At 38.2% G+C, this 14,420-nt stretch carries 11 protein-coding genes; 4 read left to right on the plus strand and 7 right to left on the minus strand.

Going from position 1 to position 14,420, the window contains the following annotated elements:
• Nucleotide 1: 1 nt before the first annotated feature.
• On the minus strand, nucleotides 2–2,209 hold the full coding sequence (locus R7R24_RS02110; RefSeq protein WP_191115908.1) for a Mu transposase C-terminal domain-containing protein: 2,208 nt from the start codon (nucleotides 2,207–2,209) through the stop codon (nucleotides 2–4).
• A complete protein-coding gene (locus tag R7R24_RS02115; protein WP_191115907.1) occupies nucleotides 2,206–2,946 on the minus strand; it encodes a TnsA endonuclease N-terminal domain-containing protein in 741 nt (246 codons plus the stop codon). The genes R7R24_RS02110 and R7R24_RS02115 overlap by 4 nt, the downstream gene beginning before the upstream one ends.
• 564 nt (nucleotides 2,947–3,510) lie before the next feature.
• Between R7R24_RS02115 and R7R24_RS02120 the strand changes: the two genes are divergently transcribed.
• From R7R24_RS02120 to R7R24_RS02130, 3 genes are read left to right on the plus strand one after another with little or no spacing between them, the layout of a single operon-like run.
• On the plus strand, nucleotides 3,511–3,657 hold the full coding sequence (locus R7R24_RS02120) for a hypothetical protein (protein ID WP_049537239.1): 147 nt from the start codon (nucleotides 3,511–3,513) through the stop codon (nucleotides 3,655–3,657).
• Nucleotides 3,658–3,669: 12 nt separating this feature from the next.
• Entirely contained in the window at nucleotides 3,670–3,804 is a 135-nt protein-coding gene (locus R7R24_RS02125; RefSeq protein WP_262663605.1) for a hypothetical protein, read from the plus strand.
• Between the two features lie 10 nt (nucleotides 3,805–3,814).
• Nucleotides 3,815–4,618 (plus strand): hypothetical protein, encoded by an 804-nt coding sequence (locus R7R24_RS02130; protein ID WP_054579948.1) that lies wholly within the window; start codon nucleotides 3,815–3,817, stop codon nucleotides 4,616–4,618.
• 381 nt (nucleotides 4,619–4,999) lie between these two features.
• On the opposite strand, the gene R7R24_RS02135 is transcribed toward R7R24_RS02130, so the two are convergent.
• The gene (locus R7R24_RS02135) at nucleotides 5,000–5,257 is read right to left on the minus strand and encodes a helix-turn-helix domain-containing protein (RefSeq protein WP_054577859.1); all 258 of its coding nucleotides are present in this window, start codon (nucleotides 5,255–5,257) and stop codon (nucleotides 5,000–5,002) included.
• 397 nt (nucleotides 5,258–5,654) lie between these two features.
• Here R7R24_RS02135 and R7R24_RS02140 point away from each other — a divergent pair, with 397 nt between their 5' ends.
• Entirely contained in the window at nucleotides 5,655–8,399 is a 2,745-nt protein-coding gene (locus tag R7R24_RS02140; protein ID WP_318119410.1) for a hypothetical protein, read from the plus strand.
• Between the two features lie 110 nt (nucleotides 8,400–8,509).
• Here the strand turns inward: R7R24_RS02140 and R7R24_RS02145 are convergent, their stop codons facing one another.
• Genes R7R24_RS02145 through R7R24_RS02160 form a run of 4 tightly spaced genes read right to left on the minus strand, consistent with a single transcriptional unit; the run spans nucleotide 8,510 to nucleotide 13,722 of the window.
• Entirely contained in the window at nucleotides 8,510–10,630 is a 2,121-nt protein-coding gene (locus R7R24_RS02145) for a DEAD/DEAH box helicase (protein WP_318119411.1), read from the minus strand.
• The gene (locus tag R7R24_RS02150; RefSeq protein ID WP_318119412.1) at nucleotides 10,627–11,061 is read right to left on the minus strand and encodes a hypothetical protein; all 435 of its coding nucleotides are present in this window, start codon (nucleotides 11,059–11,061) and stop codon (nucleotides 10,627–10,629) included. The genes R7R24_RS02145 and R7R24_RS02150 overlap by 4 nt, the downstream gene beginning before the upstream one ends.
• The gene (locus R7R24_RS02155) at nucleotides 11,058–12,623 is read right to left on the minus strand and encodes a Hachiman antiphage defense system protein HamA (protein ID WP_054577862.1); all 1,566 of its coding nucleotides are present in this window, start codon (nucleotides 12,621–12,623) and stop codon (nucleotides 11,058–11,060) included. Before R7R24_RS02155 ends, R7R24_RS02150 begins: the two co-directional genes overlap by 4 nt.
• Nucleotides 12,613–13,722: a ComEC/Rec2 family competence protein gene (locus R7R24_RS02160; protein ID WP_054577863.1), complete on the minus strand. Its 1,110-nt coding sequence runs from the start codon at nucleotides 13,720–13,722 to the stop codon at nucleotides 12,613–12,615. Before R7R24_RS02160 ends, R7R24_RS02155 begins: the two co-directional genes overlap by 11 nt.
• Nucleotides 13,723–14,420: the final 698 nt, after the last annotated feature.

The following is a 14,420-nucleotide window of genomic DNA, read 5'->3' on the forward strand; positions in this document are numbered from 1 at the left end:
CCTACAAATAAAGTTCGTCATCAAGATCATCTTGCTGCGACAGATGCTCAGTTTCAGGCAGGGATTCGTCAGCCACTGTCTGGTGGAAATCAATCATTTGATAGAGGGCGAGGAGTGCTTTGTATAAAGCTTGTTTCCCTTTAATCCCGGTCTGCATGGACTTGCGATTGCTTTCGGGGATCCCTGCAATCTGCGCTCGATTCTCAGCCTCAATAGCATCAAGCAGCCCTTGCTTAGTTGCCATTAACTTGCGGCGGTTGAGTTTGTTTTGATGCGACTTATCCTTGAACTGCTCAAGTAAGTGCATTAAAGGCTCCCAGTGAGTATCGATAAATGGGTTTTCGCTATTTGTATTCTTCAATGAAAAGCAGATGTATTCGTTTTCAGGAGTTTTATGCCAAAGGTGAGTGCTCCAATCGCGTGGGCGCTTTACAGGAATTTTGAATGCACCATTGTGTCTTGCTCTCTGATACCAACCAGCTCTCTTGGCATAATCACTGTGAAAAACAAGCCCTTCAAAATGGATTCCATTGCTACGAACAGTTGCTGTTTCCTCAGGCAAAAACGCCCAATAAATCCTTCCAGGATCTTCATTTTTGGATGGACGCCCCCCGTTCATTTCTTGATGTAAGGAATGGACGTAAAGGGCCTGTGGGGTGATGTCGATGTCAGAACGAATAGCATTTTTATCAAGTTTATGAATGCGACTTGCTGAATTGTTGTGGAACATGATCTCCAAGCAGATCCTAGCTGCTATGGAGTTATAAGTCTCTTCTGCTCGGTTTGATGGATGCTGCTCGCCACGTTCGGTTTTCTCGGGAATTGAGCCGGCTAGAAAGTGAATCGACTGTTCGTTTAACACGCCAAATTTTCTCTCGACGATACCCTTAGCATCACCTCGGAATACTGCAACAAAATTATATGCCCGTATCCCAATTTCAGAGCGCAGTACTGAGCTGATCACTGCATTGGTGTGTTCATTCCCATTATCGACGGTCACTTGCACGGGAATTTCGGCGCAAGGCCAATTAACTGCTTCCGGAGGGATCCCAAAACGCCCACAAAACTCAACTTTATCGAGGCAAGCGTTGACCATTGCTTGAGATGCACCTTGCCAATTGGGGCCGTCAAACCCCAAATACATTCCAACGATCATTGTCGAAAAGACGTCAATGACGAGATACAGAACAGGCCGTCCCATAGTGTAACGCCCGGAGTTATCAAATTCATACCGGATATACACGTCAAGTACGGTCGCATCAATTTCATATCGATGAGTCGCGCCGATCACACCATCGTGAGCTTCACCTTGGCGGTCTGCATGGTCTTTCTCGTAGAGCAGTGGGCCATATTTGATCTTCTTAAACTCGGCACGACTCAAAATTTGATTAAAATGGTAACGGATTTGATCATCGGAAATAGTTTGTGACTCATCAAAAGCTTTGTAAGTTCTCGATGTTATCCCGTCGACTTCTCGCTCGATGATGTGAGACTGAAAGTTAAGATTAAAAACATCCCTAACCCGTGAGAAAGTAAACTTGCCATCGGAGTTCTTGAGGCAAGAGATTACTTGCTGTAGCTGTATCTTGTGTTTTTTAGTAACTCCACAGCTTTTAGAACGGCTATTTCGATTGTCAGCACCACCTCTGCCACGCTTCACGTTGTCCTCACCGGGCTCTTCGATATGTAAATAGTTAGAGCCGCATTGCTTTAGTCCAAAGGGCAGCAACGCATTGGGAGTGCTGCCAAATACAATGTAACGGTTAAGTGCGTTGTAATATGCTCCTCGGGATCTCCATGCGCTATCAGGGGCTGCCTCAAGCTGTTCCTTCATAAGCTCGATAACTTCTTCCGCTAAGCCATCACCATACAGGTATTGATTGATGTACGACTCATTAGAGATGGGGTAAATACGGTTAAACTTGGCATCGCGCTTTGCCAACCATTTGCTTCGTTTCTGACGGGTCAACTCGTCGTCAGAAAAGCTCATCTCAGCTGGATAGCTATAAGGCTGAGTCTTCATTCCTTGTTTATTAATGAGCTGTGTGATTTGGTCGAAGCGCATCACCACAGGCTTGGAGATGTTATCGCGACTATGGAACTGATTAACATCAGCAATAGCAGCTTTTTTTAAGTGGAGGTTTGCATGGCAGACCAACAAATTGGTTACAGCATCCTCCGAATATATGCGCATGCCCTGATAAATCATAGAGTTAGCTCCAGAGGAAGGAAAAGTCTCAGGTAGCGGGTAGTATTGAGGGGTAACAAGTGGTGCAATCCACAATACTTAAATAACGATTGACTACGCTTGAAGCTCAATCCAAGTTTTGACGCAACGTCCTGGAGGTGATCTTGCAGCTCGTCATTCGGTGCTCCCATCCACTGTTCAACGAAGCTCTCTCCAAACTCAATTAACTCGGACTGAGCCGGATTCAGGTTATGGGCCAATTCAAAACTGTTGATGTTCCAAATGCGAGCCTTTGTAGTGTCGCGTTCTGTGATGATACGGTATTCGACACCTCGTCGACGCCAATACTCTCGTTCAATCGCGAATTTTTGCCACGTTCGCGGATTTATTTGCTTAATGTTCCCATCTGTACATCGTTCGTAAAGCTGGTTCCAGTACTTAAACGTGTACGCGACGCGCTGCCTAGCCCCGGATTGCGTTCGTGTTGTTCGCACAAAATCCGTGGTCATTATATGAGCAAAATTCGTTTTCCAATCGCGGGGGTGAACAATGTTGCCTGAGATTGCGATATCCAAGGATTCATCAATATCTAACGCATACTGCTCTTCGACGCGAACGGTCTCAGGTTGCCACAATAAAATTTTGTATGCGCCAAGTTCACCGTCGGAAAGAAGGTGTACATCCCTTCTTTGGCGAGGGCAATAAATCCAATGACGGCGACCTACTTTGTTGACATGGCGGACTGTTATGAAAGGCACATGGTGTTTAGCTTTTTCTAAATCTCGTTTCCACCGATTAAGCGAAAGGATTATTTCATTAGATACTCGCGGCTGTTTAACGATTTTGTTTTGCATAAAAGACTCTGTGTTGATAGTTCTATAACACCACAATAGTCTAATTAATGGCGAAGCTAAAGATTGGTAAGTTTATGATATTATTGCAAAAATATATTAAAATGCTAATAAAGTGATTTTGCTACTTTTTAAGCAATCTAGATATTTCAAAGAATTATGCGATGTTTATTAGTAGGTGTTAATTATTGATATACTATTATTGATAGTTTTTGGCTATCGATAAGTTTGAAAAAATAGGCAGAAACAGACGAATATTGAAGATTATTAGTCCATAAAACAGAGGTAGAGTTGCAATCCATACGGTTTTATAAAGATTGTAGGAGCAATTTTTCTTTCTTTGTCGTCCCTATAAACTCCATAATCACTGGTAATCACTCGATATCACCTGAGAATCACAGTCTTATCATCGTCGTTACGAAATCTTCTTTCATACAATATCTTCGTTCATCAAACAAAGGAGATAGAACGATGAGTAACAAACAGAACAACCATAAAGCTGATCAATCAAATGCGAATAAAGGTACGTCCGGACATAACTCGACTTACCAAAAAGCACAGGACAATCGGGCTAACCAAATGAATCCAAACAATTCACGTTATCAAGGCAAGAAGTAGGAGGTTGATATAATGGAACTATCTGACATGTCACAGGATGAGCTAGATCTTTGGTCTGATATCAACAATCCAAATAATGATGCTGATATGGACGATTGGGCGGGCGCTCACAACCCTAACAATGATGATTACTTAGGGGATGACTAAGTAAATGCCGATGGTTAAATTACCATCGGCTATCTTACTAAGGAAGGGGCTGTTGGCTATGAACAACGAGAAAAAATATAAATATACTAGGCAGTTACTGAAAATCGCTAAGCGTGAAGGTGGGTACACCAACAAAGATATTGAAAAGAAAGCCGGCTTAAAAGGCTCTTCTAGCTCTCTGGCGTCTAGGTGGCTAAATGGTCACGCTTTGGCTACGGAGCGGCAAATGCGTTACTTCATCAATAATTATGGCCATTTTTTGAAGAGGCAATTGGAGCATCTTTATTATCAGTACCTACCAGATGGTGAAAACTTAGTGGTGAACTACGTTAAGTTATCTGGCGATATTATTTTCAAACACCAAATCCGTCTAGGTCCATCTCGAGAATACAAAAAAGGGTTGAGTGTATTGAGGGTAGTGGTAATAGAAAACGACGGTTGCTATAAACTTTTACATCAATATCGTGCCGGACTGATTCAATGGAATAAGCACTTTGGCGTAAAACCGACTCGCTTTGAACCGTCTATGAACGATCTCAAGGGTATTGTGCATTCAGATAACGAAGAAGCTCATTGGTATTTATGGAAAGTGATAGAGTGCTCTGATACGAGTGAATTAATAGATAAATTTGAAAATGAATGCAAAATCATATCTAGTTCAAACAACATTGTAGATTGGGCGAAGCGATATGGGGAAACTACTAATAGTGACGCCTCAAACGTATTTTCTGCTAAACATCTATTGCCTATGCAATTTGCTTTCTATCAAAAATTGATGAAACTAGGCTTGCAGAGCGAGTTAATGCCGTTTTAGGATCGTATTGAAAACCCAAACAGCCATAGAGGGGCTTAATCCTCAAATCAGAGTTGGATGCCAACTCAAAGATTAATACCTTTCATCATAGAGCACCACCTCTGCTAAAGAGCTGGGGGTCGTGTACAGGTATTCGGATAACCTTGTAATCTGTCTCTGACTAGGTGAAAATGCTGAGGCAAGTAACTGAAAAGGTTCAAGGTTTACTAGGGATAGGGGTGGGTAAAGCCGAACCATATAACGTCGTGTTGTATCGTTCGGCTTTTTTCTTTGTTAAGTGCAGGCTTCGGTGAGTGCTTAGGGTGTCTAGTTCGTCTTGAATAACTATTGCTTCGAAATGATGGTAGCCCGACCAAGGGGTACTTCATTCGGAGATTCCCATCATTCATCCTCTTTAAATATGTTTTCAATTTCATCCCAATCTGGGAGGGTGTGGGTTTTAGGTATTACAGAAAACTGTAAATCTAACGAATCAAGTATTCGTTCAAAAATGTCATATGACCCGGTGAATCGACCGTTTTCGATTTCTGATATCGTTGTTTTGTTAATGCTAGTGATTTTTGAAAGTTGCACTTGAGTCAATAGTTTTGCTTTTCTGCTCTCTTTTACCTGCTTGCCGATTTCGTAGCGTGTACTCATTTTTGACCCTAAATGTTAGCCATATAGTTAAGTTTTCGTCTTTTAAAGCAAGTGTTAGCTATATGGCTAACATAGTTCAATAGCACGTTCTTTTACCACCATGCAAAGTTAGCAGATCTGGTGGCTCCTTCTGTCTAGATCCCATACAAGACAGTTCGCAGTTTGATAGCCAGAACTCTCCATCTTCGAACTAGCTGATATTTTTTGGCTCTGACTTGCCCCATTCCTGCGTGGTATCAATTCCTTACCCAATATTGCTTTCTATTTATTGACCCCAATTGGATAATGAATATGATACCTATTGCTTTAGTCGATGAGATTTGCCAGTGCTCTCTCTTAGTGTTGGATAGGCCAAGCTTCAATATCATACATGCTATGGTTATGTTTAGGAGTGAAGATGAAACAAGAGTTAAGAAATACATATATCGCACGCATAACAAAAGAGATGTCGGAAGTCTTAACGGGAGCGACATTCGAACGTTTTGGATACATTATCGTTGAGCAAGTCTTTAGTGACTATGAGCTAAATCATCGAGGGACAAATTTAGCTGGAGCCCCTGTAGGCCATGTCGTGGATACCTTCTCTTCTTGTGGCCAAATCGTAGCTGAGTATAGTACCGATGCCGGATATTTTACTGACTTCAGAAAAATAGAGAACGACAAAGTTCATGCACTAGAGCACTATCCCGAGTCACTAAAAACTCTCTTCTTATTAAGTAATCGTGAGTGCCCGCCGAGATCGCAACGGCGTGTAACAGAATTAGTAACAAATGCTGAAGCAACAGATTCAATAGAACTGATAATTTGGGATGCCCGTAAAACTGCCGAGTATATTGTCAATGAGCTATTGTTCGATGAAGCCGTAACCGAACGCTTAGCGCATTTCTTACCGTCGATTCAAACAATCCGAAATGAATCTGCTCTCAACTTAACCCTTCCAAAAGTCGAAGATTCCTACCAACCGAGAGCCGACATAGAGTCTGAGTTATCTCATCGCTTACTAACAGGACATTCATGTGTTGTCGCAGGTTTTGGAGGGGCTGGAAAAACGAACCTAGCAATAGCTACAGCAAACTCTATTAAAGATGAGTTCGATCTAGCATTATGGCTGGATGCTTCTGAAGTACAAAACTTAGATGATCTAGGACACTATGATGTTTACCGCAATGGACATCAGGTCAATATTCTTGGACTTCTTAAATCAAAGAAAATACTTCTAATTCTTGACAATTTACTTGCACCAGTAAGCCAACAACACCTCGAAGGTATCTGTTCTAACAAATCGGTTATTTTGGCTACGCGAAGAAATATTGTCGATGAAAGTGATTGGCAGCTACCACTACTATCTATTGAAGTTGCTAAATCTATTTTAGAGTACGACACCGAAACACCGTGTCCTGAATCTACATTTGAGAAGCTCTACGATGTTGTCGGTGGCTATCCTCTTATTTATGGGCTAATGAATGCAAATATACGTTCAGATGACTACGAGTGGGAAGATATTGACAGTGACTGTGACGCTATTTTGGAATATGAAGATGACAAAAACCAGAAGCTTACAGAAAGATTACTTGGTCACCTTCAAGGAAGTTTAGCTACTCAACTTTCATTTTTGAAAGCATGCGAAACTAAAATCATTGATTTAGATTTTGCTAAGGCTTCGATTAAACCTATTGGTGTAAGAAAACTAATTAAGTCTACTATTGTTACCAAATCTAATCTTGGCTTTTTGAAAGTACACGATGTCGTATTTGAAGCCCTAGCAAACCTTGATATGGAACAGGCAAATATTTCAATCCTATTGAAGGATTACCTAGAAAATGCCGAAGCAGAGAGGTGGGCTGCATTTTTGCGAGTATCACATCGACACCAAGAGCTAATTTACAGTTTGTACCAGTCTACTAGTGATAGTATCTATCTGTACTCAAGTTTGATTGCAAGCGTACCTTCTACATTAAATAAGAGTGAGATTGCAACACCATCAGATCAGCTTGAGAGCATAATTAGTCTTTTGCCTAAAGTAGAACGAACTCAAGTTTTGGCTCTTATAGAGTCGATAGAAAACATTTACTTGTTGGACAAAGAAACGTCCATAGATTTTGCGAAATCTGAATTGGAAAGATCATTACCAATCTTTTTAAAGCTTAAGGAGTTGGTGACAGAAGATATTGAACTGCTCAAGCTTGTTATGCACCACTATGCTAAGTCCTTGCTTAGATTAGACGAAGAATCAAAAGCTGAAACCGAGTTTGTTACTCTTAACCAAGAGTATGCTTCTATGTATGAAGTGAAGCTCCAGCTAGCAAGAATTTATTCAAGATCAGATAAAGCTGAAGAAGCAAAGCAATTAATAGAAGAAATTCTTGATGCTTGGCAAACAGAAAGTAGTCCTTCAATCTCTGTAGCACTAGCCTCTTTTGAGTTAGTTTCTCGTGCATCAATGCGAAAGCATAGAAAAGAGCTCAATGAAAAGTACTCTGACCGCATTTCACTAATTATTAAGGAATCGATGGCATTTGGTTATGATCACTCGTATCGAGCATTTAGTCTTTTTGCAGGGGACTGGGCGTTCAATCATCCAGATAAGTTCTTAGATATTTTCGACTGCTTGCCTTTACCTCCACTATCATTAATTTCTGATGACTACACTAAAAACTCAGTAGGAGACCTCTATCGTGAGGCTGGAAAAATTCACCTCAGAATGAGTGATCCCAAAGCTGAAATTTATTTGCGTTTGGCGCTTGATTTTTATGAGTCGGTTAGACGTCAGAGTTCTTTCCATGCACGTAGGATCGCAGAAACTCATTGTTTGCTAGGGCAATATGATAAATCCGAGGAGATTTGTTTAGAGCTTCTCAACAATAGTGATGATGACCCATTTGTATATTTTTGGTTGTCTAAAACATTGTTTGGAAAGGAAAACTTCCCAAAAGCGTTAGAAAGAATTGATGTTGGAATTAACAAGCTTCAGAACTATCCAGAAAGTTTTCAAGCCTCATTCTTAGAAGTCAAGAGTGATATTCACAAAGCTCTAGGGTTAGATGACTATATCGAATTACTTGAAGCTGGAGTTAAAAAAACAGACTCCCCTAAGTACGCGTCTCAATTAGAGGAGAAGATCCTTAGCCTTACCAATCAATAACATTAAACTATTAGCTAACAACTTACTAAGCGTTAAATGCTAAGAAATGATTCGTTACCTCTCACTAACTCTAACAAAAAGGCAACCCATGATCGGTTGCCTTTCCCAAACTAAAGTGACATAGCCTTCAATTCTCGATACTCGAAAGAGTTGACTGGAAAAGCTTTGAGTAACTTTTTGTAGTCTATAACCAACTCATCGTTGCTCTTATATACATACTTTCTAAGGCTCTCATTTCTATAGATATTGATTGCAGTAAACCTTGATATCCCTGCATTTTGTAACTCTATTTCAAATGGATTCGTAGAGCCATATTCTAAGAATGTCGCCCAGTTTGTTCCAGAATCACCTTCTCCATTAACGCTAACAAGCGCTTTGAAGTAATGATTAAAATATCTTTCAAACTTAAACCTCAAGACATCTTCAAGATCAGTAAATAAATCTTCAATCAATATATTTACATGCTCTAGACTTCCGTCAAAGGTAGGGGTTATTACTTCGTTACCCTTTCGTATAAATAATTTTTTATTATTTTCTTTGTGATATCTAATTGATCCAACAATCATTTGATTGACTGACCTTCCACTAATCCAATCATACATAAGTTTATTGTAATAGGATATTTGAGGTTTCTTAATACTTTCTGTTTTCTCCCAGTTGTAGATGCTATGAAATTTATTTAACACTGAAGAACAGTTTTCATAATTAAATGGTGGTAAAACTGCACTATTTTTATGGAATCTAGCTATTTCGTAGATATCTTTATGGGTAGCAAAATCTAGCGACTTGTATGAGTTAAGCAATTCCAAAGGAACATTTTTAATATCATTTGCTTTAGCTTTAGCTAGTTCAACAATCCTATGAAGATTAGCCTTAATAAAAATATTTATAGTGTTACTTTTGTGAAGCTCTTTTGGAAATCTTAACGTATCGATACAAATTATATTTGCTAAATACCTAATAGTGGAGTCGACATCTTGAGAACTCAACTTATCAGAAGAAAGTAACCGCTCAAGTTTAACTAGTTTGGCTTGGCTCTTAATATTTTTTTTAATTGTGCTTTCTAGGTTAACGGACTTATCCTTGAATATCGACAGATCATTATCCCAAGATTTAGTATCTGATGATAAACAAAAAACATTTCCAGAAAGCTCAGAGCGATAACGACCTGCTCTTCCTGCCAAATTCCAAAAATTTAGGCTCTTAACTCTATTTGAGTCTTTATTTTTAGTGTATCTGATTTTATCTTCACAAATTATGAATATATTCTTTGTAGGCATATTTACCCCTTCAGCTAGGGTCGGCGTACAAAAAATATAATTAATCTCTCCCTTTCTAAATAACTCTTCGACAATCCCCCTAACAGAATGAGGTAACTTACCATGATGGTAAGCTACTCTTTTCTTTAGACACTTAACAAGGTAATAGTCTTCGTGTACAAGGTCAGATATTGCCTTAATGGCATTGTTTACCTCATCAGATATTTCAATGTCATCTAGCTTAGATAAAAACTCTTTAGCATGATTTACTGCGGTTTCTCCACGAGAGCAATAAATCATATTCGAATGTTTTTTCTTTCCAACATTGATTATAAAATCATCATTATTACTAATCGAATCAACTAGATCTGAGTTGATATTAATAAAATCACCATTGGCAAGGACTCTTAAAGAGCTACTTCTAACATCTATCAAGAAAATATTCTGAGAAACAGGCGCTTCATCAGTATGATAAGAATAGAGTGGGTTTTTACCAAACAACTCTAGAAAAACGCTAGGGTTTGATATATTAGGAGACGAAAAATACACTTTTATATTTTTGTACTTTGCCAGCGTCATCTCGATTGCGTTATATTCTGTTAAACTGCGCTCCGAATCACTTCCACTTGAAGCTAATTTATGCGCTTCATCAACAAATAGATCATCAAGTTCAAGGGAGTTCTCTTTAGTATGTAAATTAAGCAGCCTTTCAGGTGTTAAAATAAAAATATAATTCCTATCTTCTTTTTCTTCACCGGATATATTATTTAGCACAGAGTATTCATTCTTATTAAGCAATTCTTTTAGCGAATTTCTTATCTCATTTGTAACTTGGTTTATAAGCGCTCTACTAGGTACAATGATCGCAACGTTACGATTATTACTTATAGATTTCTCGACCATCCTATCAATTATGAATGATTTTCCTAAAGATGTAGGACCAGAAAAACTAAAGACATTTGAATGACTCATTTTTTAAATATTTCATTTTGAGCATCTGTCAAAACATACTTAGTACCACTAATGTTATTTATTTTCTTTTTAACTGACAGTTCTATATAATTATCATCATTCAAGCTTTGGCCATCAATCTCTAGTGCAAAAAGCCCTAACTTATATAAAACCGTATTATACAAAACTCGGTACTCTGCATTATCCTTACAGAATGGCTCAAGTAATGCGACAATATGATATGCTAAGGTTCTATCTTTGGAGCGGTTTGAATTGCAAATAATATGTGTAAATCTAAATAAATCTTTCAGTAAGCTTCTGTCCAATGAAAGATAAAACTGGTTTTCAATAGTAGACTTGGCATGAGACTCCACTAATTTTAAAAATAGCTTATTAAAGTAATTGTCGGATATCACTCTCTCCGCTAAAAAGTCGCCAAACCTACTACTCATTGTAAACCCTCAACAACATCATCTTTAAAGCTGCTTACATTTTCAAATGGAATAAAGAAAATCTTAATCTCTGTATCTATAGCATCAACTTTACTAAGAGATTGAGCTAGCGAGCTAATATTATCAGATACTGTTTTTATAATTAAATCTATCACTTGCTTCTTGTAACTTTCATGCCCTACCAATCCATTGACACAAGAAAAGTTCACGTTAAACCCAATTAAAACTGCATAGCTATCAATGGATTCTACAGCCTTTTTTTCTTCTTTAGGCATCAAAATTGAAGTAAGAAACAGTTTATCTTCCTCGTTAAAAGTACTATCAAATATATTTGAGCTAATTAATTCCGTAGGACTTTCAGTTTTACATGCACAGTCATATAGTTTATCGACAGCTTCAATAAACACATCGTTTATATGATCACCAAAATGACTTACGCCATGTACCAACTCATGTTTGCTTCTATTATTGATATTGACATGAATACTTTTAGTATCTTTATTTCCGACCATTGACGTGAATAATTTAGGCATACCATACTCGGACTCTAAAAAGCCTTGAAGCATTAGATCAAAAACCTTACTATCGCTTTTTAAAGCGATAAATTCCTTATCCGCACTTTTATGTAACTGACGCTCTTTCTTAGCCAATTTTAAATCATGTATCACTTTTCTTGGAATACAGAAAAGGTGGAGGCATTCATATATTCTTTCAATGAGATTGTTGTAGTCAATAGATTTTCCATTAAACTTTATAGTATATAAGTCTAAATTTCTTTCCAAGCCAAGAGTTAAGTTATGATCTATTTTTTCAAAACAGGACAAGAACTCATTGGTTATAAGTGATTTCAGCTTTTCATGTTCATTATTAATATCAAGGACATTATATCCTTTCTCTGACAATAAGGTATTTATGCTTTCATCTATATACTCAGAGTATGAACCACTATAATCATCTGTTTTTACATATATACCAGCTAACTTAGAAGTCTTATTACACAAAACTCCCATTCCTGAAGCGGCATCCATATTATACTTTGCACTTTCTAGGTTAGCGATAGTGTTAGAACTGATCTTGAAATACAACTCCGTTCCGACTGCCGAGCAAAAATCAAATATCACCGGAATTGATTCAATGCTACTTGTAGCTGATGGGTAACCATAAGAAACATATAAACCTTCGTCTAAAAGATATCTATTGTCAGCAATCGATAACTCGGGTAAATCTTCTAGCTGATCCAAATCCTGATCTTTAACGACAACAATTGCGATGTCCTTGTTCTTAGGTGCTAAGATATCTTTAGGTTTGAGTGATATTGAAGGTGTCTTATCAGGAGTTTCAATTGATATTTTCGTTTTCTTGAAAGCGTAACTATTTGTTAGAAGACAATTACTACATTCTCTATTTTTTTGTTTGCAAACACGAGTGGAATTCGGGCAAATACAATGCTTCGCTGTTATCACATAAGCAAAACCAGATCGCTTGTATATAACGCCACTTCCTGAGCCCGTATCAGAGTTAATTACTTTAACTGAAAGGAGACGACTTAAATCAAGACTCATATGTTAACCTTATTCCCTCTTCCTTTTCTTTAGGGAAATGGACATTTATGAACTCATCGGGATAGAACACACCCCTTAATATTTCGTTATCATGATTGAAGTAGATTTTGGTTTTATTGGGCGTGTAGGTTTTTATTATTCTTGCCAAACAATCCTTATGAGGATGACAATGCTTCTTTCCATTCGTTGTAATGACAAAGTCTTCACAATTGATCATCGATAAAAGTTCATCACTTGTATTATTTCTACTTCCATGGTGAGATACCTTAACCAAGTCAAAGTCTAACGTTTCCGTATCCGTAGAGGTGTAATCAGTAAGGCTATCGATTATGACACTCGGATGTGAGTCCGATAATAAAAGAAATCGTTTCGAGCACCACTCTAACATTAGAGCGATGCTGGCCCCATTTACCGGGGAAGTATCTTCTTCAAAATGATTTAAGTTATTCATTAGCAGATTCAGACTCTGATCGTGGTCTGATAAGCATTTTGATGATCTCTTCACATTCTGGGCACTCAAAGGCATTTTAGGCCAGTGCTCATCTAGCTTTCTTAGTTTTTCAATTGTTGGGGAAAGTACGGTTATCTTTAAGTTACCTATCACTTCTTCTTTAGGATAAGAAACAACCTCACGATCCCATCGATTGTCTTTATCAAGTTCATGATAGAGATCGTGGTCCTGATTTCTTGAAGAGCGCTCAACACCAGTTGTTTGCTCATCTACAAGATAACGTTGTGTATGTTGAAAAGGGGAAGAGAGTAACTCGCTAATAGTTTTTTCTGAGTTGAACCAGAACTTATCCACATATTGCGCTAACTGCTGGTCCATGACCAATTTTAGTATACCTTTGATATGGTCATCATCACTATGAGTGACAATTACAAGATCTAGTCGACCTTTACGACCTTCATCGAGAATTTCTAATAGCTTTCTCTTCTGTTTCTTAAATTCAAGATGGTTACGATTACCACCATCAATCAGGATATTGTGGTATACCGCCTGATCATCTTGATACTGGATAAGGACGCAGTCGCCATTGCCAGCGGGAAGGAAGTAAAGGCTACATTCCAGATTCTTAGTGAGGTTAGACGTTTTCAATACATTGCTTTGCCATGGATATAGATTTCTTTAAAATAACATACTTAATGCATATACCATAGTTAACTATATATAAAACAAAGCATTCTTGTGAATGCCAGCATCAAACCCGCTTTGTTTAAGGCTAAATCTTCTGATCTACATATATGTCGTACCTGCACGATTTGATTCTCTAACAACAATATGGCTGTCGTTGCTAGAGTTCTAATTCTCGTCAATATAACTTAGAAAGTAGTCCTTTAGACCTCTCCTAAACTCACGAGTAGACTTCACTGCACTTCAAAAAATCTGACCATTTGAGTCTAGTCCCATTACGGCGCAATTTTTCTGGTGAGATGCCTGCTGACTATAATCAAGCAGCCCCAACTTCAAGCCTGTGCTTTCGTTTTGGGCTACTCTAGCTCCCCTTGAAACAAGGTCGTGTGTAACTAACGATAATCCTTGCCAGATTTGTGATGTGTAGTGAATAGGTGAAATTGACCACTACATTAGAGGTTTTGCTATACCCCAAACAATCCGCATTTTGCTAATTTAGTAAACATGGTAACTCTGAATTGTCCAAAGATGAGTTTTAATTCCAACGCATAAGAGTTTGCGCTGTTTCATCGATGTCTTTCATTTTCAATTCGAGCTAAAAGAAAAAGCGAACCATCCGGTTCGCTTTTCTTTTGTAAAGTTTAAGTCACAAACTTAATTTC

This window comes from Vibrio sp. 704 (genome assembly GCF_033339295.1).